Here is a 21,617-nt window from a genome sequence, read left to right on the forward strand (position 1 = left end):
GTGTTTAACGCCCCCATTTATCAACAATCATCGGGATTGGCGCAACTGCCTTTGTTGATTGATTGCAGCATCAGTGCCTGGTTGCGCACCAGACTGACGCCCTGCGCGCCCACTGACAGCGCCGCCATGGAGCCCTGACTGCTGAGGAAATAGCTGCGGCTGGCATCGGTCCAGCTATCACGGTAGGCCAGCCAGGCGCGCTGCGCATTGCGCAGTTTGTCTTTGGGCTCACCGGTTAATTTCTTCATCAGCTGACTATATTGCGCATTCATCTCTTTGTCCCACGCCTTATTGGCCGTGCTGTAGCACTGCGACATGCCGGTGGTGCTGGACTCTTTATTCAGGCATTGATTGAGCTGCTGATCGATAGGGTTTTGCTGTGCCATTGCCACGCTGGACGCGAACAGACAGGCAAGCGGAAGCCATTTTTTCATCGTTACATTCCTTGCTTTTAGCGCTACGAACTTCAGGAAATCTGAAGCGTAGATGATCGTAATCAGGTTGACCATCAATGAAGGATAAAGTTTCCCCCGGTCACTGCCGATAATCTCTCCGTTTTAGGGCTACTGGATTCTCCCTTTTTTAAAGCGCACGGGAATTATCATGATCACACAGCTATCTATACGCACGGCTTTACTCTCTCTTCTGGCCTTTATGACGCTGCTGCTGCTGGCAGTGAGCGCTATGGGCATCTACGCCATCAATTCCGGCAACCAGTCACTTGACGCCATCAACCGTATTCAGGGCATTGAACTCAACAGCCTGTATCAGAGCAACGCCGATTTGATGCGTGCCCGCGCCAGCGCCGCGCTGGCGGTGCGCAAAATCGAAATCGGCCTGCTGGACGAGGGTGCGACCGTCACCAAACAGGCGCAGGCGGATGTCGCCAGCTCGCAACGCCATCTCACCGCGTTTATTGATGCCGGTACCGTTACCGCGCAGGGCAAAAGCCTCGCCGATGCGGTCGCGGCCGCGTTCAGCGCGTATCAAAAAGGTGCCATGGCACCCATGATGGATGCGCTGCAAAAGCAGTATACCGATGAGTATTACCAGGTGCTGGAAGGCAATCTGTCGCAGCTGGCGGCTAACTATTCGAAGGCAGTGAATGACTTCAGCCTGTATGCCGACGAGGTCTCTGCCGCACGTCTGGCGGCAGCGGCGCACAACGAACTGCAGATGAAGATCATGATTGGCGTCGCCGTCGCGCTGACTCTGTTGCTGATTGCACTGGCCTGGCTGCTGCTGCGCCGCGCGCTATTGCGTCCGCTGGACGGGGCAATCCAGCATCTGGAGCAGATTGCAGCCGGCGATCTGTCGCAGCCGCTGCCGGCAGCGGCCAATAACGAAATCGGCCGTCTGAACCAGGCGCTGACGGGAATGCAGCTGGCGCTGCGCAACTCGGTCAGCCAGGTGCGTGAAGCCAGCCTGCAGATTGACGTCGGCAGCCGCGAGCTGTCCGCGGGCACGGTGCATCTGTCGCAGCGCACGGAAGAGTCGGCGGCTTCGCTGGAACAGACTGCCGCCAGCATGGAGCAGCTCACGGCTACCGTCCGGCTTAACGCCAGCAACGCGCAGCAGGCCAATCAGCTGGCAAGTAGCGTGTCCGATACCGCCGACCGCGGCGCGGAAGTGGTGTGCTACGTGATGGAGAAGATGCGTGAGATCACCCACAGCTCCGATCGGATCGCCGATATTCTCAGCGTGATCGACGGCATTGCGTTCCAGACCAACATCCTGGCGCTCAACGCTTCGGTGGAAGCGGCGCGTGCCGGTGAGCAGGGGCGCGGTTTTGCCGTGGTTGCCAACGAAGTGCGCACCCTGGCCGGGCGCAGCGCCAGCGCCGCCAAAGAGATTCGTGAGTTGATCAGCGAATCACAGACGCGGGTCAAAGAGGGCAGCGACATGGCCACGCGCGCCGGCGAAACCATGGATGAGATCTCCAGCGAAGTGATGCGGGTTACCGCGCTGATGAAGGAGATCTCCATCGCCTCGGAAGAGCAGAGCCGCGGTATTGAACAGGTTAACCAGGCGGTGACGCAGATGGATGAAGCCGCGCAGCAAAACGCCGCGCTGGTGGAGCAGGCCAGCGCCGCTACGCAGTCGCTGGAAGCGCAGTCGCAGCAGTTGCAGGCATCTATGGCACAGTTCCGCGTGGCGACAGCATAATCAGGGTGGGGTCAGTGATGACCGGTAACGTTGCCTGCGTTCGCCCTGATGGATGGCGACGCGGGAGAAGATAACGCGGTAATTTACGCGGTGCGTCTTATGGTGCACCGCTGTTCAGACCGGCGGGAAATGCCAGAATCATGGCTGCCAGCCGATCATCTTCCGCCAGGAAATAGGCTGCCGGCACTTCCAGCACCTGCGCCAGTAATTGCAGCGTTAATAAATCCGGTTTATGCACGCCCAGTTCATAGCGATTAATACGCGCGCTGGCAGAAAACTCTTCAATCCCTGCGGCAATACCCAATCCTTTCTGCGACAAACCTTTCGCCAGACGCGCTTGTTTCAGGCGTCGACAAAAAGTGTCTTGCAGCGAGGAGGTCGGTTTCATGACTACGAGAATCGTAGATTTAGCGCTTGTCAGATACTACGAGTAACGTAGTATCGTTACGGGAATGGATAAGCGAACTAAGGAGAGTTGCGTGAATAATGCGAAGTCAGACTGGCATCCGGCCGATATCATTGCGGCGCTGCGTAAAAAGGGAACCTCAATGGCGGCGTTATCCCGACAGGCGGGATTATGTTCCACCACGTTAGCCAATGCGCTGGCGCGTCCGTGGCCGAAAGGGGAATTAATTATTGCCGAAGCAATTGGTATTTCGCCGGCTGAGATCTGGCCGAGTCGTTATTATGCGGAGAATGGTGAATTAATTAATCGACAGGCAAGAATCAGAAATAAAAAATAAGTAAGCCTGGGCAACGGCGTAGTGCCGATTTAATTGCAATTAATCTCTGTATGCCGGTGCGCATAAATGCGCACCCAACATAAACCGTGCCATCAACCTGTAGGGTCGCCATTAATGGCGACCGAAAATCATTGACTGGCAGGCATCACACGCAGGCATTTTAAATGCCCGCTTACTTATGCCTGATGTTCGTCCGGGAACTCACGCATAAAGCGTTCCACGTCGTCGACCATCGCATCATTACCGCAGAAGAACGGGCAGCGCTGGTGCAGCGTTTCCGGCTGAATATCGAGGATACGGTTTTTACCGTCGCTGGCTTTACCGCCCGCCTGTTCGGCGAGGAAGGCCATCGGGTTGCATTCATACAGCAGGCGCAGCTTGCCTTTCGGGTGGCTGGCGGTGCTGGGATAGAGATAAATGCCGCCTTTCAGCAGGTTGCGGTGGAAATCCGCCACCAGTGAACCGATGTAGCGCGAGGTGTAAGGGCGCTTCGTTGAAACATCTTCTTCCTGGCAGAACTTCAGGTACTTTTTCACGCCCTGCGGGAAGCGGATGTAATTCCCTTCGTTGATCGAGTAGGTGTAGCCTTTTTCCGGGAAGGTCATGCGTTCGTGGCTCAGGCAGAACACGCCGAGCGACGGATCGTAAGTGAAGGCATGAACGCCCACGCCGGTGGTGTACACCATCATGGTTGAGGAACCGTACACCACGTAACCTGCGGCAACCTGCTTGTGGCCCGGTTGCATGAAATCGGCTTCAGTGATCGGCGTGCCTGGCTCGCTAATACGATGATAAATCGAGAAAATGGTGCCGACGGAAACGTTAACGTCGATGTTCGAAGAACCATCCAGCGGGTCCATTAATACTACGTACTTACCGTTCTCCGAACCTTCAAAGATGACAAACTCATCTTCTTCTTCGGAAGCAATCCCCGCGACCACACCGCGCGCCTTCAGTGCCGCTTTCAGCTTTTCGTTAGCGAACAGATCCAGCTTCATCTGCTGCTCACCCTGCACGTTCTCTACGCCGCTGGCACCGAGAATATCCACCAGACCCGCTTTGTTGATGTCGCGGTGGATGATTTTTGCGCCCAGCTTGATGGAGGAAATCAGCGCCGTCAGTTCACCTGTGGCGTGAGGAAAGTCGTGTTGCTTCTCGACGATGAATTCGCCTAACGTTTTCATAACACATTCCCTGAATCTACGATGGAGTGGCAGCAGCTGTAACAAGCTACCAACGTATGCGTACGCAGTTTAGCCGATTGAACTTCAAAAACCATAGTCCTAATCCGTTTCTTCCCTCCGGACTCGGCGTTACACTGTGCGCCGAACTTTTGAGTAATGGATCTTTTTATGCGCATTCACATCCTTGGGATTTGTGGCACTTTTATGGGCGGACTGGCGATGCTGGCCCGCTCGCTCGGACACGAAGTGACCGGTTCAGATGCCAATGTCTATCCGCCGATGAGCACGCTGCTGCAACAGCAAGGCATTGAATTAACTGAAGGTTACGACGCCTCGCAGCTGGAGCCGGCACCGGACCTGGTAATCATCGGCAACGCCATGACGCGCGGCAACCCGTGCGTGGAAGCGGTGCTGGAACGCAACATTCCTTACCTCTCCGGACCGCAATGGCTGCACGATTTCGTGCTGCGCGATCGCTGGGTGCTGGCGGTGGCCGGTACCCATGGCAAAACCACCACAGCCGGCATGGCAGCGTGGATTCTCGAGGCCTGCGGCCTGGAACCGGGCTTTATTATTGGTGGGGTGCCGGGTAACTTCGACGTATCGGCAAAATTAGGAAAAAGTCCATTCTTCGTCATTGAAGCAGATGAGTACGATTGCGCGTTTTTCGACAAGCGTTCCAAGTTTGTACACTACTGCCCGCGCACGCTGATCCTCAACAATCTTGAGTTCGATCATGCCGACATCTTCGACGATCTGCGGGCGATCCAGAAGCAGTTCCACCATCTGGTGCGCATCGTGCCGGGTCAGGGCAAGATCCTGCTGCCGGAACACGATCACAACATTAAGCAGGTGATGGCGATGGGCTGCTGGAGCGAGCAGGAGAGCGTGGGCGATAACGGTCGCTGGCAGGCGAAGAAGCTGGTGCCGGATGCCTCGCGCTGGGAAGCCTGGCTCGACGGCGAGAAAGTGGCGGAAGTGAACTGGGCGCTGGTCGGCGAACACAACATGCACAACGGCCTGATGGCGATTGCCGCCGCACGTCACGTTGGCGTGAAGCCGTGCGATGCCGGTGAGGCGCTGAACAGCTTTATTAACGCGCGTCGTCGCCTCGAGCTACGCGGCGAAGTGAACGCGATTAAGGTGTATGACGATTTTGCCCATCACCCAACGGCGATTCTCGCTACGCTGGCGGCGCTGCGCAGTAAAGTCGGCGGCACCGCACGCATTCTGGCGGTGCTTGAGCCGCGCTCTAATACCATGAAGATGGGCGTGAGCAAGAACGAACTGGCCCCTTCGTTAGGGCGTGCCGATGAGGTGTTCCTGTTCCAGCCGCACCACATTCCGTGGCAGGTTGCGGACGTTGCGGACGCCTGCATTCAGCCGGCGCACTGGAGCGCGGACATTGATACGCTGGTGGAGATGGTGGCTAAAGCGGCGCAGCCGGGTGATTCGATTCTGGTGATGAGCAACGGCGGCTTTGGCGGGATTCATCAGAAACTGCTGGAGCGGTTAGGTAAGTAATGCGTGGCCGGTTTAGGGCCGAGAGGCGATCTGCCCTCATCCCAGCCTTCTCCCGCAAGCGGGAGAAGGGGTCGCCCGGTGCGGACGTCACATCCAGCGCTCGTCCTCAGCTACCTCAGCACTCTGCTTCTAACCCGGCACTGTACTTTATATCCCCTCTCCCGCTTGCGGGAGAGGGTTAGGGTGAGGGCAGGGCAGCCGTCCGCAGCGGACTTACGCTTCAGCCAGCTCGCGCAGGTACTGGAAAATCTGGCGGGCGGCTTTTGGCGGCTTACTGGCGGCTTTCTCTTTCTGCGCGTTGCGGATCATACTGCGCAGCTGCTGACGGTCAGCGTGCGGATAGAGATTCAGCACTTCCGCCACCGCGTCATCACCCTGTTCAATCAGCCGATCGCGCAGCTGCTCCAGCTTATGGAACAGCGCAACCTGCTGGTTGTGGCGGTTCTTCAGCTTATCCAGCGCCAGGCGGATTGGCTCTTCGTCGCGCTGACGCAGCATTTTACCAATCAGCTGCAGCTGGCGGCGGCGGCCTTCCTTCTTAATGCGCTGCGCCAGTTCAATGGCGTCACGCAGCTGTTCATCAAGCGGGATCTTATCCAGGGAGTTTTTCCCTAAATCCACTAACTCGGCGCCCAGGCGTTTCAGCTCCTCGGCGTCGCGTTTAATTTCACTTTTACTGACCCAGATAATCTCTTCGTCTTCTTCTTCCTGATTATCCGGCACATCGTCGAGCCAGTCTTCGGGCTGCTTCGTCATCTGTTGGCTCCCTAAAAAAAGAGGCTAATCCTACCAGTTTATCGGGCGACTGCGAAATTGTTCTCTGAGTCTGATAGACTCAATAAATTCATACTTAAGATTAGACGGCAGGTCGATGAACGTATCTACTCAGGTTGCAGAACAACGTAAAGTGTTGGAACAGGCTGTCGCGCAGGCGCTGGAACTGGCGCAAGCCAGCACCGACGGAGCAGAAGTGGCGGTCACCAAAACCACCGGAATCGGTGTCAGTACCCGCTACGGCGAAGTGGAAAACGTCGAATTCAACAGCGATGGCGCGCTTGGCATCACCGTCTATCACCAAAACCGCAAAGGCAGTGCTTCCTCGACCGATCTCAGCCCGGACGCGATTAAGCGCACCGTGCAGGCGGCGATCGATATCGCGCGCTACACCTCGCCCGATCCCTGTGCTGCGCCGGCCGAGCGCGATCTGCTGGCGTTCGAGGCGCCGGATCTCGATCTCTATCACCCGTGGGAGATCGACGCCGATCGCGCCATTGAGCTGGCCGCGCAGGCCGAGCAGGCCGCGCTGCAGGCTGATAAGCGCATCACCAATACCGAAGGTGGCAGCTTTAACAGCCACGTCGGCATCAAAGTCTTTGGTAACAGCCACGGCATGCTGCAGAGCTACTGCTCGAGCCGGCATTCGCTGTCGAGCTGCGTCATTGCCGAGCACAATGGTGACATGGAGCGCGACTACGCCTATACCATTGGCCGCGCGATGGGCGATCTGCAAAGCGCCGACTGGGTGGGCGCGGAGTGCGCGCGCCGCGTGCTGGCACGTCTTTCGCCGCGTAAGCTGCCAACCATGAAAGCGCCGGTGCTGTTTGCGCCGGAAGTGGCCACTGGCCTGTTCGGCCATCTGGTGGGCATGATCAGCGGCAGCAGCGTTTACCGCAAATCCACCTTCCTGCTCGACGCGCTGGGCCAGCAGATTCTGCCGTCGTGGCTGACGATTGAAGAGAAGCCGCACCTGCTGAAAGGGCTGGCGTCGACGCCGTTCGACAGCGAAGGCGTACGCACCGAAGCGCGCGAAATCGTGAAAGATGGCGTGCTGCAGAACTGGCTGCTGACCAGCTATTCGGCGCGTAAGCTCGGCCTGCAAAGCACCGGCCACGCGGGCGGCATTCATAACTGGCGCATCGCCGGTCAGGGCCACAGCTTTGACGATCTGGTGAAGCAGATGGGACGCGGTTTGATCGTTACCGAGATGATGGGTTCCAGCGTCAGCGCCATGACCGGCGACTACTCGCGCGGTGCGGCGGGCTTCTGGGTTGAAAACGGTGAAATTCAATACCCTGTGAGCGAGATCACAATTGCGGGCAACCTCAAAGATATGTGGCTCAATATGGTAACGGTCGGTAACGACATTGAAACGCGCAGCAATATACAATGCGGATCGGTGCTGCTGCCGGAGATGAAAATCGCCGGACAATAAAGACATCGCTTGATGAAAGCAGCCCACAGCGGCTGCTTTTTTTTCGCCTGATAATAATTAAAGGAAAACGTTATGCGTAAGCATGTGATTGCTGTGTTGTCTTTGTCGTTGCTGTTCTCTTCAGCCAGCCTGTTCGCGGCTGACCTGGAGCAGGATATGGATACTCTGAAAGACGGGCTGAGTGTCGTTAAGAAAACCTCTGACGCGCAGGAAATGCACGCTGCACTGGGCAAGATGCGTGCCGCTGCGCAGGATGCAAAAAAATCCACGCCGGAAAAACTGGAAGGTCAGGGCGCTGACAGCGCACAGATCAAGGATTACCACGCCGGTCTGGACTCACTGATTGCCCAGATTGACGTTGTCGACCAGCTGGCGCAGGCTAACAAGCTGGACGAGGCGAAAACCGAAGCGAAGAAACTGGAAGATATCCGTAACGCCAACCATAAGAAATTCCGCTGATAAACCGGGCCAGCCTGCAGGCTGGCCTTATTCCTGCCGCGGCCTCGCGTCATTCCACCGTTTTTATCCCGCTCTTTACCTCATTTCACGCATTTCGTGAGCGATCTCGCATAGTTCGTGCATCGTGCGATCTGGCGCACAGTCGCCCGTGGGATTTCCACTTTGAGGTGGAAATGTTGCGTCTCCACACCGCCAGGCGGACAGCGTAATTTCTTCTCAACGCGAATTATCTGACATTGTCCGCTGTAAACAGGAGTAACAAGGTGAGGAGTGATGCTGTCCCGCTGAAACCGAGCACGCCGGAGGCAATCCAGGCGCTGGCGGATAAGGTGATGAATCAAATCGCGGCGCTGTATGCCGCGCACCACATTGCAGCCAATGCGGTGCAACAGCAAATGCTGGCCTCACATGTCCGCGCCATGGCGGCTCGCTCTCTCACCGGAGAGGCGCTGCCGGACGTCGAAGCCGAACTGTTTGAGGACATCTCGCCTGAGACCATGGCGCTGGCGCAGCAGGTGGTGGATCTGTTTGGCAATTTGCCTGTCGAAGAAGCCTGGCTGCTGTCGGTGCATATCGAAGTGGCGAAATCGAACGAAGCATGAATTGAGAGAGGAACAGAATATGGTAACGGTAGTGATTGGCGATCGTCTGGGTAAAGGACAGAAAGTGGCAGCGGGCGTGGAAAAAGCCGGCGGCCGGGCAGTAGTGGTGCCGGGCGTGGCGGCGGATATGAAACTGGGCGATGTGATGAAGGCGGAAAACGCTGATTTCGGCATCTCCTTCTGCGGCAGCGGCGGCGCCGGTGCCATCACCGCGCAGAACAAGTACGGCTACAAAGCCAAACACGGCATGCGTTCGGTTGACGAAGGGGTAACCGCCATCAACGAAGGCGCCACCGTGCTCGGTTTTGGCTTCATGGATAAAGAAGAGCTGGGTGAGCGTCTGGTTCAGGCCTGGAATAAAAAACACGGCAGCTAAGCATGAAACAACAGTATGAGACGCAGGTCACGGTGCAGGGCAAAGGCGACAGCAAAGCAAAAGCCTTCGCCGATGCGCTCAGCAAGGTGCAGCAGCAGGTGCTGCGCACCAGCCAGAAAATTCTGTTGCGCATTGAACCGCTCGATGTGCGGGTGCTGCGCGCGCAGGAGAGCGTGCGGAAGGAGAAATTTCTGTTCTTCTTCCTCGCGCGTGAACGGCGGAATTACAGCGTGGAGCTGGAAATTACCGTCAGCGTCACTGTGATCGACACCGAGAGCGTGACCTTCACAGCAACGTAAGAATAACGACAACAAGGGTAACAATATGTTTTTAATCATTTTGTTTAAGTCGTTGATCATAGGTGGATTAGTCGGCGTGGGCGTTGGAGCGGGCGCGGCGCGCATGTTCCACGCGCCCGTCACGCAGGGGATGGGTGCCTTCCGTACGCTGGGCGAGCTCAACTCCTGCGAGGGCGATCCGGCTTCGCACTTCTCCTTTGGTCTCGGCTTCTTCTTTAACGCCTGGGCATCCTCCGTTGCCGCGGGCTCCTTCACGCAGGATGTGGATCACCGCATTCTGCCGAACTGGGGCGCGGCCGCACTGATGGTAAAGAACCGCAACGTCGCGGAAACGCTGCATAACCCGAAACGCATGGCGATTGCCTGCGGCATCATCGGCATGATCGTGGTGGCCTTCCTGAACAGTACTGCTTCCGCCGTACCGGCTGCGCTGCAGGTGACCGCGGTAAAAGTGCTGGTGCCGGCGGCGAATCTGCTGGTGAACACGGTGATGCCGGTGATCTTCTGGCTGGCGGCGATAGATGCCGGTAAGAAATCGGGCTTCTGGGCAACCATTTTTGGTGGTCTGGCGCAGTTGATCATGGGTAACGCCGTGCCGGGTCTGGTGCTGGGCATTCTGATCGGTAAAGGCGTGGAAGAGAGCGGCTGGAACAAAGTCACCAAAGTGATGATGGCTGCGATTGTTCTGCTGTTTGTGCTGAGCGGCTTCTTCCGTGGCTTCGATGTGAAACTGCTGCAATCCTTCCAGCTCGGCATCCCTGGCTGGCTCGACATGATCCACAACAGCCTGAGCGGCAAATAAGGAGCCTTCAGCATGAACGAGAACGAAAACAAAGGGTTCTGGTACGCCGACTGGTCTTTCCCGCTGTTTGTCGGCCTGCTCTCCTCCGGCGTATTCGCCGGGACGCACATGTACTACCTGTACGGCATCGGTGCTTTTAACGAAGTGGCATTCGTTTCGATGCTGCGCTCCGGCATGGAAACCGGCGTGTACGGCGCGGTGGCGGCGTTTGGTGCCAGCTTCCTGTTTGCGCGCATCATTGAAGGCTCGCTGGTAGGGATTCTGGATATCGGCGGCGCGATTCAGACCGGCGTCGGCCTCGGTGTGCCAGCGCTGCTGCTGGGAGCCGGTATCGTGTTTCCGGTGGCGAACTTTGCCGCCTCGCTGGCAACCGGGCTGGTGATTGGCGTGGCGATTGGCTACGTAATTATCCTCGCGCGTAAATTCACCATCAACCAGAGCGATTCCACCTACGGCGCGGACGTAATGATGGGCGCCGGGAATGCGTCCGGTCGCTTCCTTGGTCCACTGATTATTCTGTCCGCTATGGCGGCGTCAATTCCGATCGGCCTCGGTTCGCTGGTCGGTGCGCTGCTGTTCTACCTGTGGAACAAGCCGATTACCGGCGGCGCAATTCTCGGTGCCATGGTGCTCGGCGCTATCTTCCCGGTTTCGCTGTAAGTGCGAAATGGCTGCACAATCCCGTAGCGGCGCGATTTATCGCGCAATAAATTGCGCCGCTACGGCATGTGCGCTCTGTAAATGGGGGTTTTATGTTTGATCTGATTCTGCGCCGCGCGCGTCTGTGTGATGAACAGCTGGTGGATATCGCGATTCGCGCCGGCAAAATCGCGGCGGTCGGTAAGGTGGACGGCGCAGCGCAACAGGAGCGCGATCTCGGCGGCCGCTACTACGTCAGCGCCGGCTGGATTGACAGCCACGTACACTGCTATCCCAAATCACCGATTTACCACGACGAAGCCGACGCGATTGGCGTGGCGCAGGGCGTCACCACCGTGGTGGATGCGGGCAGCACCGGTGCCGATCACATCGACGACTTTTATCAGCTGACGCGCAGCGCGAAGACCGAAGTGCGCGCACTGATCAACATCTCGCGCACCGGCATCGTCACGCAGAACGAGCTGGCCGACATGGCGCAGATTGATGGCGAAGCGGTGGTGCAGGCGGTACAGCGTCGCCCGGACTTTATCGTCGGCCTGAAGGCACGCATGAGCAGCAGCGTGGTCGGCGACAACGGCATTCAGCCGCTGGTGCGCGCCAAAGCCATTCAGCAGGCGGCGGGCAATCTGCCACTGATGGTGCACATCGGTAACAACCCGCCAGTGCTGGAGGAGATCGCCGCGCTGCTCACTTCCGGCGACATCATCACTCACTGCTTCAACGGCAAGCCGAACCGCATTCTGTCACCGCAGGGCGAGCTGAAAGCGGCGGTAAAGCAGGCGATCGCGCGCGGCGTGAAGCTGGATATCGGCCACGGCAGCGCCAGCTTCAGTTTTGCGGTGGCGCGCGAGGCGATTGCCCAGGGCATTCTGCCGGACACCATCAGCTCCGATATCTATTGTCGCAACCGCATCAACGGCCCGGTGCACAGCCTGGCGCACGTGATGTCGAAATTTTTCTCCATCGGCATGACGCTGCCGCAGGTGATCGCCTGCGTCACCGTTAATGCCGCAGCGGGTCTGCGTCTGGCCGGTAAAGGGCATCTGACCGCCGGTTATGACGCCGATCTGACCATTTTTACCGTCAAAGAGGAAGCCCGCCCGTTCGTCGATGCTGAAGGCGAACGGGTCACGGGTGAGCAACATTTGCTGCCGCTGGCCGTGGTGATCGCGGGCCAGTGGCATCTGACTGAGGAAGGGAAAGCGCATCATGTCTTCGATTTATGAGAAATATGACCTGAAACAGGTGATCAACGCCTCCGGCCGTATGACCATTCTTGGCGTGTCGACGCCGTCCGCCGACGTGGTGGATACCGTCAGCTACGGCCTCAATCACTACTTTGAGATCAAAGATCTGGTCAACAAAACCGGTGCCTACATCGCGCGCCTGCTGGAAGTCGAAAACGCGGTGGTGGTGTCCTGCGCCTCGGCCGGTATTGCCCAGTGCGTAGCGGCGGTGATCGTTAAAGATAACGACTGGCTGCTGGATAACCTGCACGCCGCGCCGCTCAGCGTGCCGCACGACATTGTGGTGCCGAAAGGCCATAACGTGAACTACGGCGCGCCGGTGGGCAGCATGGTGGCGCTGGGCGGCGGACGCCTGATTGAGGCCGGCTACAGCAACGAGTGCTCGCCAGAACAGCTGGCGGCGGCCATCACGCCGACCACCGCGGCGCTGCTGTACGTCAAGTCGCATCACTGTGTGCAGAAAAGCCATCTCAGCGTCGAACAGGCGGCAGTAGTCGCGCGCAAACACGGTATTCCGCTGATTGTCGATGCGGCGGCCGAAGAGGATTTGCAGTGCTATTACCAGATGGGGGCCGACCTGGTGATCTACAGCGGTGCCAAAGCGATTGAAGGGCCAACCAGCGGCCTGGTGATTGGCCGCAGCCAGTACGTCGAGTGGGTGAAACGCCAGAGCAACGGCATTGGCCGCGCGATGAAAGTTGGCAAAGAGGGCATTCTCGGTCTGACTCAGGCGATTGAAAACTATCTGCTGCAGAGCAAAACCAGCGGTGCCGACATGGTGGCGAAGATGACGCCCTTTATCGATAACCTCAACACGCTGAACGGCGTCAGCGCGCGCGTGGTGTGGGATGCGGCCGGTCGTGATATCGCCCGCGCTGAGATCAAATTTGATGAAGCGGTGACGGGCTGGCCGACCGGCGAGCTGGTGCAGGCGCTGAAAAACGGCGACATCGCCATCTATTTCCGCGGCTATAAAGCCAACGAAGGCATTATCGAAGCGGATGTGCGCAGCGTCAGCGCGGAACAGCTGCACATCATCTTTAGCCGCATCCAGGCGCTGCTCAGCGGAGGAAAACGCGCATGAATCTTAACCCCAATTTCTATCAGGGCCGTCTGTGCCTCAACGTGCTGGCCGGTTCAAAGCAGAATGCGCAGGCGATCTGGCAGGCGGCAGAAGGGCATGTGCTGGTCGGCGTTTTGTCGAAGAACTATGCCTCGAATGAGGCCGCGATTGCCGATATGCGCGAGTATGCGGCGCTGATTGATAATGCGCTGTCGGTCGGGCTGGGCGCGGGCGACCCGAATCAGTCGGCGATGGTCAGTGAAATCTCGGCAGAACTGCAGCCGCAGCACGTTAATCAGGTCTTTACCGGCGTGGCCACCAGCCGCGCGCTGCTCGGACAGCCACACACCATCGTGAACGGTCTGGTTTCACCAACCGGCACGCCGGGCAAGGTGAAAATCTCCACCGGTCCGCGCAGTTCGCAGGCGGCGGACGGCATTGTGCCGATCGCCACAGCGATCGCCATGCTGCAGGATATGGGCGGCAGTTCGGTAAAGTATTTCCCGATGGGCGGCCTGAACGCGGTGGAGGAGTATCGCGCGGTGGCGGACGCCTGTGCGCGCCATGATTTCTGGCTGGAGCCGACCGGCGGTATCGATCTCAGTAATTTCGAAGAGATTGTGCGGATTGCTCTGGAGGCCGGGGTCAGTAAAGTCATCCCGCACGTTTACAGCTCAATTATTGATAGCGCCAGCGGCGACACGCGCATTGACGATGTGCGTCAGCTTCTGGCAACGTGCAAGAAACTGCTGTAACAAATGAGTAACAGGTGAGGCTCCGTGAGATTTCCCAATCAGCGTTTAGCTCAACTCTTCGCGGCGCTGCAAAGCGAAACGCTGCCACAGGATGAGCTGGCGCGGCGTTTTTCCGTTTCAACGCGCACGGTGCGCACCGACATCACCGCGCTCAATGCGCTGCTGGAACAGCACGGCGCTCAGTTCGTGCTGGCGCGCGGCGCGGGCTATCAGCTAAAAATCGACGACGCGGTGCGCTTCGGCCGCCTGCAGCAGGAGAGTGCGGCACCGCTGCGGGTGCCGCGCACCTCGCAGGATCGGGTGCGCTATTTGCTGAGCCGCTTTCTCACCGCCGCGTATTCGCTCAAGCTGGAAGATCTGTCGGAAGAGTGGTTCGTCAGCCGCGCCACGCTGCAGAGCGATATGGCGGAAGTGCGCGAGTGGCTGGGCCGCTATCATCTCAATATCGAAACCAAGCCGCGCTACGGTATGAAACTGTTTGGCAGCGAGGCGGCGATTCGCACCTGCCTGACCGATCTGCTGTGGCAAATCGACCAGCAGACGCCGGACAGCCCGCTGCTGACGGTCGAGGCGCTGCACAGCGGCATGCTGGCGCAGCTGCAGCCGCTGCTGGCGCAGTGCTTCACGCAGCACGCCATCCGGCTGAGCGATGAAGGCGAGCGCTATCTGCTGATTTACTGCGCGGTGGCGGTGCGCCGCATCAGCGAAGGCTTCCCGCTCAGCGATCCCGGCGCGGAGGATGTCGGCGAGGAGATACGCGAGGCGGCGCACGATCTGGTTAATCTGATGCGTCCGCTGGTGGGCAAAGGCATCTCGCAGGCCGAAGAGAACTGGCTGCGCGTTAATATTGCGGCGCGGCAGATTCAGGCGCTGGCCCCCAGCACCATCAACGCCGATGACGCGGATGCGCTGGTGGATTACCTGCTTAACTACATCAACACCCATTACAACTACCGGCTGCAGCAGGATGAGCAGCTGCGCGCCGATCTGCTCACGCACATCAAAACCATGATCACCCGTGTGCGCTATCAAATTCACATTCCCAATCCGCTGCTGAGTAACATCAAACAGCACTATCCGATGGCCTACGATGTAACGCTGGCGGCCGTCACCAGCTGGGGCAAATACACGCCGTATACCATCAGCGAAAACGAAATTGGCTTTCTGGTACTGCACATCGGCGTCGGGCTGGAGCGACATTACGATGTCGGCTACCAGCGACACCCGCAGGTGTTGCTGGTCTGCGACAGCGGCAACTCCACGCTGCGCATGATCGAGGCGCTGCTGCTGCGCAAATATCCGCAGCTGGTGGTGACGGCGCGGCTGTCGCAGCGCGACTACGAAGTGCGTGCGCACATTGATGAAGATTTTGTTATTTCAACCGCGCGGCTCAGCGAGAAGAACAAGCCGGTAGTGATGATGTCGCCATTCCCTACGGAGTTTCAGCTGGAACAGCTCGGCAAGCTGGTGCTGGTGGATCGCACCCGGCCTTACATGCTGGAGAAGTACTTCGACGCGCAGCATTTCATGGTGCTCGACCGGCCAATGAGCCAGTCGGCGCTGTTCCGCCTGCTGTGCGATCGGCTCGAAGCGGAGGGCTATGTCGATGCTGATTTTTATCCTTCGGTTGAAGAGCGTGAAGCGATTGTCAGTACCATGCTGGGCGAAGGGATTGCGCTACCACACTCGCTGGGATTACTGGCTAAAAAAACCGTGGTTTATACCGTGCTGGCACCGCACGGCGTGAGCTGGGGCGATGAGACGGCTTCGGTAATTTTTATGCTGGCGATCAGTAAGAGCGAATACGAAGAGGCGATGGCGATTTACGATCTGTTTGTCACCTTCCTGCGCGAAAGGGCGGTGACAAGACTGCGCGACTGCGCTGATTTCGTCAGCTTTAAAGCGGTGGCAATGGATTGTCTGAGCCGGTTGTGATGGGGATGGGTGCGGTTTGTCCCTCACCCTAACCCTCTCCCGCAAGCGGGCGAGGGGACCGATCCAGCGGCGTGTGAGTTCAGTTGCTGATCCTTAGCGCCCGGTGGATTGACTGAATTCTGGCCCTCAAACCACGTTCGGGCGGCTCCCTCTCCCGCGTGCGGGAGAGGGCTGGGGTGAGGGCGAAGTGCCGCCAGCCCACAAAATCAGCCGCGTTTCGCCAGCAGTTTTGGAATCTCACGCAGGCACCAGGCTTTGGCTTCACCCATGCTATCGCGGCGCCACGCCATAATAATATCCACCTCACGGGTATACTCGGCGCTGACGACGCGCAGGCGGCCTTCGGCGATATCTTTCTCTACCATCGGATAGGGCATGGTCGCTACGCCGAGACCGGCCAGCAGCGCGCGGCGTTTATCATCCATGCTGCTTACCGTCAGGCGCTGCTGTTTGTCCAGCAGCTGCACCGTCAATACCGGACGTTCGCGCGCGGTGTCCGCCACGGCGATGCCGCGATACTTAACGCGCGTGACCTCGGACAGCGGCTCGGCTTCCTGATGAATCGGGTGATCCGGACTGGCAACATACACGCTCATAATGCTGTACAGCTTGCGCGTGTTGATTTCGGTGGAGGCGCGAAAATGCAAATCCGGCGCGATCACGATGTCGGCGCGCCCCTGTTCCAGTCGCTCCCACGCGCCCGCCAGCACTTCGGTGACCAGCGAAATCTGCGTATTGGCTTTCTCGGCCAGCTTCTCTACCAGCGGGAACAGCAGCTCGGTCGGGATCAGCGCTTCGGCCACGATAGTCAGATGGGTTTCCCAGCCGCGCGCCAGCGCTTCGGCATCGGTGGTGAGTTTATCGGCGGCTTCCAGCAGCACGCGGCCGCGTTCCAGCAGCATTCGCCCGACGTTGGTGAATTTGGTGCGATGGCCGGAGCGGTCAAACAGCACCACATCCAGCTCCTCTTCCAGCTTCTGCATGGTGTAGCTCAGCGCCGATGGCACGCGTCCCAGCTCGTCGGCCGCCGCGGCGAAGCTGCCGCGCCGGTCAATCGCATCCATCACACGTAAAGCTTCCAGGGTTAACGCGCGCTCTTTAGCCATGCCGACTCTCTGTCAGTAAATTTGAATATGCCAGGCAGATTAACTGGCTAACAATCCGGCGTCCAGCCTTTTACCATTGACGTATAAAGCCTGTGGTGGATTCTCACCGCAGTGCGTCGGAGGTAAAGCATGATGACAACCCGCTGCGCGTCCGCATGTGGCCAGGCCGATTTCGGTTGGTTGCAGGCGCGCTATAGCTTCTCATTTGGCCACTATTTTGATCCCCAACTGATGGGCTACGCCTCGCTGCGCGTGCTGAATCAGGAAGTGCTGGCACCCGGTGCGGCATTTCAGCCGCGCACCTATCCGCAGGTAGATGTGCTCAACCTGGTGCTGCAGGGTGAAGCCGAATACCGCGACAGCGAAGGCAATCACCTGGTGGCGCGCGAGGGCGAAGCGATGCTGCTGTCGGCCCGCCAGGGCGTCAATTACAGCGAACACAATATCAGCAAGGATCGCCCACTGACGCGCATGCAGCTGTGGCTGGCCGCCTGTCCGGAACGGGAAAATCCGCTGCTGCAAAAACGCGCGCTGCCGCAGCAAACCCATGTGCTGATTGCGTCACCGGATGGCGCGGACGGCAGTTTGCAGCTGCGCCAGCAGGTGTGGGTACATCAGGTCACGCTGGCACCGGGCGAGCAGTACAGTCTGGCGCTGCACGGACCGCGCGCCTATTTGCAGTCGATTCACGGTGCGCTTGAGGTACGGGCCAGCAGTGCGCATCAGGAGCAGCTGCGCTGTGGCGATGGGGCGTTTGTCAGTGAAGAGGCGCAGATTACGCTGCAGGCGGAAACGCCGCTGCGTGCGCTGGTGATTGATATTCCGGTGTAAAAAAGGCGGCCCTGCTGGCCGCCTGTGGCATTATTTCAGAATGGTAAAGGCGGTGGTGACGTGCTTCACACCGCTGACACGGCTGGCGATATCCGCTGCTGCCTTGGCTTCTTCCTGCGTTACCAGACCCAGCAGGAACACTTCCCCGTTCTCAGTGGTGACTTTAACGTTGGACGATTTCACCTGATCGCTACCCAGCAGCTGCGAGCGGATTTTGGTGGTGATCCACGTATCCGACGAAGACGTGCCGAGGCTCACTTTCTGCCCGGTGCGAATCTCGTTATACACCTCTGTCGCGCCATCAACGCCCATGGCGATCTGTTTCGCCCGGCTGGCGAGATCGGCTGACGGTGCCTGACCGGTCAGCAGTACTTTGCCCTGATACGCGGTCACGACCACGCGCGCCTGATTTTTGATCTGCTCATCTTTTGCCAGCGCGTTAGTGACGCGCAGCTCCAGCGTGCCGTCATCAACCTGCGTGCCCACGGTACGCGGGTCGGTGGCGGTTTTGGTGGCGACCGCAGCGCCGCCGGCGACAACCGCCACGCAGCCCTGCAGCAGCATGGCGGTTAACAGAATGGCGATAGCGTTCAATGCTTTCATTTGAGCTCCTTCAGTCATTCCTGGTGTGGGAACAAGGTGTTATCAATCAAATCGCACAGGCAGTTCAGCGTCAGCATATGCATCTCCTGAATGCGTGCGCTGCGATGTGACGGAATGCGAATTTCCACATCGTGCGGACCGAGCAGGCCCGCCAGCTCACCGCCGTCATGGCCGGTCAGCGCGACGATAGTCATATCGCGGGTAACCGCAGCTTCCACCGCTTTAACAATATCGCGGGTGTTGCCACGGGTGGAGATGGCCAGCAGAACGTCGCCGGCCTGTCCAAGCGCACGAACCTGCTTGGCATAAATTTCGTCGTGCAGACGGTCGTTACCGATTGCCGTCAGCATCACATTGTCCGCACTCAGCGCCAGCGCCGGCAGGCTGGGACGCTCAGTCTCAAAACGGTTAATCATGCTGGCGGCAAAATGCTGGGCGTTAGCCGCCGAAGCGCCGTTACCGCAGCTGAGGATTTTGTTGCCGTTAAGCAATGACTGCACCAGCGTCATCGCGGCGCGGGAAATCGCATCTGGCAGCGCTTCGGCTGCGGCGATTTGCGTCTGAATACTTTCGGTAAAACACGCTTTAATTCTGTCCTGCACAAGACCACCTGGTTCTATCCATCCGCACGAAAGGCATCGGCCAGCCACACCAGTTCGCGCCCGGTGATGGCGATGATGTCAAAACGGCAATTCACCGTATCAAAACTGCCGCCGCGTGCCAGCAACCACAGCGCAGCGGTACGCAGCAGCTTTTGTTGTTTCTGGCGCGTCACGCTGGCAGCCGCGCCGCCAAAACGTGCATCGCGCCGATAGCGCACTTCAACAAACACCCAGCAATCCGCGTCGCGCATAATCAGGTCGATTTCCCCGCTGCGGCAGCGCACATTGCTGGCTTCCCACTGCAGTCCGGCGCGCTCAAGGTAGCGACGCGCCTGCTGCTCCTGCTCAGCGCCGAGGCGCTGGCGGTTTACTGCACCGGAACGATTTGTCCCTGACGATACTGGTTCCATGCCAACTTCCTGTTGATCACGCAATCCGTGTCGGCGCTCAGCTTGCCGGTATTGCCATCAATGGCGAAGCCCGGTACCTGACGCATCTGGTTAAACTGGTTCGCCAGCGTCCAGGCATCAATGCCCATCGCATAGAGGCGTACCAGCGAATAGTCGTTGTTGAAACTGCGCGCTGCCTGCTGCATCAGGCCTGGATTGGCGCCGGACAGCAGCGGAATATCGCTGAATTGCAGGCCATCCATCTCCAGCCGGAAGTCCGGACCGGCACCGGCCTGCGCACTGCGCGAGCTGGCATACAGGGCGATGTTATTGCGGCTGCTGGTGCGCATGGCAATCATCGGCTTGATCAGCTGCAGTTCGTCCTGAGTGGCAATAATGTAAACCGCATCAACGCTGCCGCTGCTGCTGGCGCTCTCAGGTGCCGGAGCGCTGGTCTGCGGTGCCGGAATCGTCAGACCGGCGACCGCCACGCCCTGCGGCTGGTCCGGCTGTACCGTCAATGGCGTGCCGCTCAGTGCAATACCGGCGCCGCTGTTGATGCCCTGTTTCAGCTCGCCCACGCCGCCGAAACGCTGTTGCAGCACGGTTGCGCCGCCCAGCTTCTGCCACTCCTGCGCAAACGCTTTGCCCACGCGGTCGCCATAGCTGCTGCGCGGCATCAGCAGCAACGGCTGGCGTTTGCCCTGATCCCAGATATGGTGCGCGGCATCGCGCGCTTCGTCTTCAGGAGAAAGCGCAAAATAGCAAATATTCGGATGGTTCTGGATCTGCTCTGGCTCGTTGAGCGCCAGCACGTTCAGCGGTGTCTGACTGTTGGCGACCTGTTCCACGTTATTTTTCAGCAGCGGACCGACCACCAGGGTGGCACCATCCTGCTGCGCCTGCTGCATCACCTGAGCAATCGGCTGGCTGCTGGTGTCATACACTTTCACCTGGGCGCTGCTGGCGGGCTGCGCGACGGCTGGCTGTGCGCTGTCTGACGGCGTGATGGCCGCGGCCGACGGACTGACTACCGCGTTGGCATCGCCATTGGCTGGCGTTGCCGTGCTGGCGGGCTGTTGCGTGGAGGCGCTGGCATCGCTGCTGGCCGGTGCGGCAGGGGCTGCCGGCACAGTCAGCACACCGTTTTTTGCATCGTTAAAGCCTTTCTGGATGGCACTGGCGAACACCTGCGCCTGACCATTAAGCGGCAGCAGCAGCGCGATTGTGCTGGTCGAGGCTTTAGTGAAGTTCTGCACCTGGCTGAGCTGGGTCGGCAGGGTTTTCGCGCCAGGGTTTTGCGGATAGCGCGTCTGCCAGTCGCTAATGGCGGCTTTCAGCATCTGGGCATCCTGGCTGTTGGCGTGCCAGGTATTCAGCAGGTCGAGCCAGCCCTGCAGCGTATTTTCGTCGGCGTTGATCACCACGCTGTTGAGCTGATCCTGGGTAAGCTGGGTCAGCGCCTGCCAGGTGGCGTCAATATTGCTCTGGTGATCGGCGCCTTTCAGCAGCGGTTCCTGAGCAATATAGGCGCGCAGCAGCGCGAGCGACGGACGATTTTGCGCAGCGGCAATCTGCAGCGCGTAGTAGCGCACCTGCTGATCCTGCGACAGATCAGCGGCTTTTATCTGTCCCAGCAGCTGCTGAGCACCGTTGAAATCCTGCTGGGCAATTTGCAGCTGGGCGCGCAGCAGCAGCAGTTCCTGCTGTTGTACGTCAGAGAGCTGCTGTGGCAGCTGGCCGAGCTGATTTTGCGCCTGCGGATACTTTCCTTCCTTCAGCAGGGCACGGATGGCAAGTAATTGCCAGTCGGTCTTGCTATCATCGCTGCTTTGCTGCACCTGCTGCAGATAATAGTCAGAGCGGCCCGTGGCAGGACTCTGCACGTTTACGCTTGAGGTTTGCTGCGGTCCCTGGCCGCTACAGGCGGCCAGAATCAGGCCCGCGAGCAAAACAGGGACCAGGCGTCCTGCTTTATGACGTACGACTTTCGAAGGAAGCATACTGTATCCAGTGATGTTTTTTTCAAGATGCTCAATATTAAATCGGCAATTCGGAT

The 21,617-nt window shown here is 58.7% G+C and carries 24 protein-coding genes; 15 read left to right on the forward strand and 9 right to left on the reverse strand.

Going from position 1 to position 21,617, the window contains the following annotated elements; genetic code table 11:
• Positions 1 to 20: 20 nt before the first annotated feature.
• On the reverse strand, positions 21 to 434 hold the full coding sequence (locus tag AC6I79_RS02350) for a lysozyme inhibitor LprI family protein (RefSeq protein WP_059012325.1): 414 nt from the start codon (positions 432 to 434) through the stop codon (positions 21 to 23).
• Positions 435 to 606: 172 nt separating this feature from the next.
• Between AC6I79_RS02350 and AC6I79_RS02355 the strand changes: the two genes are divergently transcribed.
• A complete protein-coding gene (locus tag AC6I79_RS02355) occupies positions 607 to 2,166 on the forward strand; it encodes a methyl-accepting chemotaxis protein (protein ID WP_059012338.1) in 1,560 nt (519 codons plus the stop codon).
• Between the two features lie 97 nt (positions 2,167 to 2,263).
• Here the strand turns inward: AC6I79_RS02355 and AC6I79_RS02360 are convergent, their stop codons facing one another.
• Positions 2,264 to 2,554, reverse strand: a complete 291-nt coding sequence (locus tag AC6I79_RS02360) for a helix-turn-helix domain-containing protein (RefSeq protein ID WP_021509733.1) — start codon at positions 2,552 to 2,554, stop codon at positions 2,264 to 2,266.
• A 91-nt stretch (positions 2,555 to 2,645) separates the two neighbouring features.
• On the opposite strand from AC6I79_RS02360, the gene AC6I79_RS02365 reads away from it, so the two are divergent.
• On the forward strand, positions 2,646 to 2,909 hold the full coding sequence (locus AC6I79_RS02365) for a helix-turn-helix domain-containing protein (protein ID WP_021509732.1): 264 nt from the start codon (positions 2,646 to 2,648) through the stop codon (positions 2,907 to 2,909).
• 176 nt (positions 2,910 to 3,085) lie between these two features.
• Here AC6I79_RS02365 and fbp read toward each other — a convergent pair whose 3' ends face one another.
• On the reverse strand, positions 3,086 to 4,093 hold the full coding sequence (gene fbp / locus AC6I79_RS02370; protein WP_021509731.1) for a class 1 fructose-bisphosphatase: 1,008 nt from the start codon (positions 4,091 to 4,093) through the stop codon (positions 3,086 to 3,088).
• Between the two features lie 168 nt (positions 4,094 to 4,261).
• Here fbp and mpl point away from each other — a divergent pair, with 168 nt between their 5' ends.
• Positions 4,262 to 5,617, forward strand: coding sequence for a UDP-N-acetylmuramate:L-alanyl-gamma-D-glutamyl-meso-diaminopimelate ligase (gene mpl / locus AC6I79_RS02375; protein WP_058759858.1), 1,356 nt, complete (start codon positions 4,262 to 4,264; stop codon positions 5,615 to 5,617).
• 213 nt (positions 5,618 to 5,830) lie between these two features.
• Here the strand turns inward: mpl and yjgA are convergent, their stop codons facing one another.
• A complete protein-coding gene (gene yjgA, locus AC6I79_RS02380; RefSeq protein ID WP_058759857.1) occupies positions 5,831 to 6,373 on the reverse strand; it encodes a ribosome biogenesis factor YjgA in 543 nt (180 codons plus the stop codon).
• A gap of 115 nt (positions 6,374 to 6,488) precedes the next feature.
• Between yjgA and pmbA the strand changes: the two genes are divergently transcribed.
• The 11 genes from pmbA (at position 6,489) to AC6I79_RS02435 (ending at position 16,027) form a co-directional block, all read left to right on the forward strand.
• Complete coding sequence (pmbA, locus tag AC6I79_RS02385; protein WP_058775743.1) at positions 6,489 to 7,829, forward strand: metalloprotease PmbA; 1,341 nt, start codon at positions 6,489 to 6,491, stop codon at positions 7,827 to 7,829.
• Positions 7,830 to 7,901: 72 nt separating this feature from the next.
• Entirely contained in the window at positions 7,902 to 8,288 is a 387-nt protein-coding gene (cybC, locus tag AC6I79_RS02390; protein WP_104093859.1) for a cytochrome b562, read from the forward strand.
• Positions 8,289 to 8,551: 263 nt separating this feature from the next.
• Positions 8,552 to 8,890 carry a glycine dehydrogenase gene (locus tag AC6I79_RS02395; RefSeq protein ID WP_010617110.1) on the forward strand — a complete coding sequence of 113 codons (339 nt, stop codon included), beginning with the start codon at positions 8,552 to 8,554 and terminating at the stop codon, positions 8,888 to 8,890.
• Positions 8,891 to 8,909: 19 nt separating this feature from the next.
• The gene (locus tag AC6I79_RS02400; RefSeq protein WP_021509727.1) at positions 8,910 to 9,266 is read left to right on the forward strand and encodes an SFCGS family glycine-rich protein; all 357 of its coding nucleotides are present in this window, start codon (positions 8,910 to 8,912) and stop codon (positions 9,264 to 9,266) included.
• 2 nt (positions 9,267 to 9,268) lie between these two features.
• On the forward strand, positions 9,269 to 9,565 hold the full coding sequence (locus tag AC6I79_RS02405; RefSeq protein WP_021509726.1) for a DUF4312 family protein: 297 nt from the start codon (positions 9,269 to 9,271) through the stop codon (positions 9,563 to 9,565).
• Between the two features lie 25 nt (positions 9,566 to 9,590).
• Positions 9,591 to 10,367 (forward strand): DUF4311 domain-containing protein, encoded by a 777-nt coding sequence (locus tag AC6I79_RS02410; RefSeq protein ID WP_021509725.1) that lies wholly within the window; start codon positions 9,591 to 9,593, stop codon positions 10,365 to 10,367.
• 12 nt (positions 10,368 to 10,379) lie between these two features.
• The gene (locus tag AC6I79_RS02415) at positions 10,380 to 11,027 is read left to right on the forward strand and encodes a DUF4310 family protein (RefSeq protein ID WP_021509724.1); all 648 of its coding nucleotides are present in this window, start codon (positions 10,380 to 10,382) and stop codon (positions 11,025 to 11,027) included.
• 92 nt (positions 11,028 to 11,119) lie between these two features.
• Entirely contained in the window at positions 11,120 to 12,253 is a 1,134-nt protein-coding gene (locus AC6I79_RS02420) for an amidohydrolase/deacetylase family metallohydrolase (RefSeq protein ID WP_021509723.1), read from the forward strand.
• A complete protein-coding gene (locus AC6I79_RS02425; protein ID WP_058759854.1) occupies positions 12,237 to 13,358 on the forward strand; it encodes a DgaE family pyridoxal phosphate-dependent ammonia lyase in 1,122 nt (373 codons plus the stop codon). The genes AC6I79_RS02420 and AC6I79_RS02425 overlap by 17 nt, the downstream gene beginning before the upstream one ends.
• The gene (gene dagF / locus AC6I79_RS02430; protein WP_159378459.1) at positions 13,355 to 14,092 is read left to right on the forward strand and encodes a 2-dehydro-3-deoxy-phosphogluconate aldolase; all 738 of its coding nucleotides are present in this window, start codon (positions 13,355 to 13,357) and stop codon (positions 14,090 to 14,092) included. Before AC6I79_RS02425 ends, dagF begins: the two co-directional genes overlap by 4 nt.
• Before the next feature lie 24 nt (positions 14,093 to 14,116).
• On the forward strand, positions 14,117 to 16,027 hold the full coding sequence (locus tag AC6I79_RS02435; RefSeq protein ID WP_498027527.1) for a BglG family transcription antiterminator: 1,911 nt from the start codon (positions 14,117 to 14,119) through the stop codon (positions 16,025 to 16,027).
• Between the two features lie 206 nt (positions 16,028 to 16,233).
• Here AC6I79_RS02435 and AC6I79_RS02440 read toward each other — a convergent pair whose 3' ends face one another.
• Positions 16,234 to 17,133 carry a LysR family transcriptional regulator gene (locus tag AC6I79_RS02440; RefSeq protein WP_021509719.1) on the reverse strand — a complete coding sequence of 300 codons (900 nt, stop codon included), beginning with the start codon at positions 17,131 to 17,133 and terminating at the stop codon, positions 16,234 to 16,236.
• A 129-nt stretch (positions 17,134 to 17,262) separates the two neighbouring features.
• On the opposite strand from AC6I79_RS02440, the gene AC6I79_RS02445 reads away from it, so the two are divergent.
• On the forward strand, positions 17,263 to 17,964 hold the full coding sequence (locus AC6I79_RS02445) for a pirin family protein (RefSeq protein ID WP_031280148.1): 702 nt from the start codon (positions 17,263 to 17,265) through the stop codon (positions 17,962 to 17,964).
• Between the two features lie 30 nt (positions 17,965 to 17,994).
• Here AC6I79_RS02445 and dolP read toward each other — a convergent pair whose 3' ends face one another.
• Genes dolP through AC6I79_RS02465 form a run of 4 tightly spaced genes read right to left on the reverse strand, consistent with a single transcriptional unit; the run spans position 17,995 to position 21,561 of the window.
• Positions 17,995 to 18,567, reverse strand: a complete 573-nt coding sequence (dolP, locus tag AC6I79_RS02450; RefSeq protein WP_021509717.1) for a division/outer membrane stress-associated lipid-binding lipoprotein — start codon at positions 18,565 to 18,567, stop codon at positions 17,995 to 17,997.
• A 14-nt stretch (positions 18,568 to 18,581) separates the two neighbouring features.
• Positions 18,582 to 19,169, reverse strand: a complete 588-nt coding sequence (gene diaA, locus AC6I79_RS02455) for a DnaA initiator-associating protein DiaA (protein ID WP_021509716.1) — start codon at positions 19,167 to 19,169, stop codon at positions 18,582 to 18,584.
• 14 nt (positions 19,170 to 19,183) lie between these two features.
• Positions 19,184 to 19,579, reverse strand: coding sequence for a YraN family protein (locus AC6I79_RS02460; protein ID WP_021509715.1), 396 nt, complete (start codon positions 19,577 to 19,579; stop codon positions 19,184 to 19,186).
• Positions 19,537 to 21,561 carry a penicillin-binding protein activator gene (locus tag AC6I79_RS02465; RefSeq protein WP_498027528.1) on the reverse strand — a complete coding sequence of 675 codons (2,025 nt, stop codon included), beginning with the start codon at positions 21,559 to 21,561 and terminating at the stop codon, positions 19,537 to 19,539. Before AC6I79_RS02465 ends, AC6I79_RS02460 begins: the two co-directional genes overlap by 43 nt.
• Between the last annotated feature and the right edge of the window lie 56 nt (positions 21,562 to 21,617).

Source organism: gamma proteobacterium symbiont of Scutellera amethystina (assembly GCF_059730845.1).

Coding starts and splice junctions, on each gene's coding strand:
- AC6I79_RS02400 (WP_021509727.1), top strand. CDS start 8,910: ATGGTAACGGTAGTGATTGGCGATCGTCTGGGTAAAGGACAGAAAGTG.
- mpl (WP_058759858.1), top strand. CDS start 4,262: ATGCGCATTCACATCCTTGGGATTTGTGGCACTTTTATGGGCGGACTG.
- AC6I79_RS02415 (WP_021509724.1), top strand. CDS start 10,380: ATGAACGAGAACGAAAACAAAGGGTTCTGGTACGCCGACTGGTCTTTC.
- AC6I79_RS02465 (WP_498027528.1), bottom strand. CDS start 21,561: ATGCTTCCTTCGAAAGTCGTACGTCATAAAGCAGGACGCCTGGTCCCT.
- dagF (WP_159378459.1), top strand. CDS start 13,355: ATGAATCTTAACCCCAATTTCTATCAGGGCCGTCTGTGCCTCAACGTG.
- fbp (WP_021509731.1), bottom strand. CDS start 4,093: ATGAAAACGTTAGGCGAATTCATCGTCGAGAAGCAACACGACTTTCCT.
- AC6I79_RS02440 (WP_021509719.1), bottom strand. CDS start 17,133: ATGGCTAAAGAGCGCGCGTTAACCCTGGAAGCTTTACGTGTGATGGAT.
- AC6I79_RS02460 (WP_021509715.1), bottom strand. CDS start 19,579: ATGGAACCAGTATCGTCAGGGACAAATCGTTCCGGTGCAGTAAACCGC.
- AC6I79_RS02405 (WP_021509726.1), top strand. CDS start 9,269: ATGAAACAACAGTATGAGACGCAGGTCACGGTGCAGGGCAAAGGCGAC.
- pmbA (WP_058775743.1), top strand. CDS start 6,489: ATGAACGTATCTACTCAGGTTGCAGAACAACGTAAAGTGTTGGAACAG.
- AC6I79_RS02350 (WP_059012325.1), bottom strand. CDS start 434: ATGAAAAAATGGCTTCCGCTTGCCTGTCTGTTCGCGTCCAGCGTGGCA.
- cybC (WP_104093859.1), top strand. CDS start 7,902: ATGCGTAAGCATGTGATTGCTGTGTTGTCTTTGTCGTTGCTGTTCTCT.
- AC6I79_RS02420 (WP_021509723.1), top strand. CDS start 11,120: ATGTTTGATCTGATTCTGCGCCGCGCGCGTCTGTGTGATGAACAGCTG.
- AC6I79_RS02410 (WP_021509725.1), top strand. CDS start 9,591: ATGTTTTTAATCATTTTGTTTAAGTCGTTGATCATAGGTGGATTAGTC.
- AC6I79_RS02425 (WP_058759854.1), top strand. CDS start 12,237: ATGTCTTCGATTTATGAGAAATATGACCTGAAACAGGTGATCAACGCC.
- dolP (WP_021509717.1), bottom strand. CDS start 18,567: ATGAAAGCATTGAACGCTATCGCCATTCTGTTAACCGCCATGCTGCTG.
- yjgA (WP_058759857.1), bottom strand. CDS start 6,373: ATGACGAAGCAGCCCGAAGACTGGCTCGACGATGTGCCGGATAATCAG.
- AC6I79_RS02445 (WP_031280148.1), top strand. CDS start 17,263: ATGATGACAACCCGCTGCGCGTCCGCATGTGGCCAGGCCGATTTCGGT.
- AC6I79_RS02360 (WP_021509733.1), bottom strand. CDS start 2,554: ATGAAACCGACCTCCTCGCTGCAAGACACTTTTTGTCGACGCCTGAAA.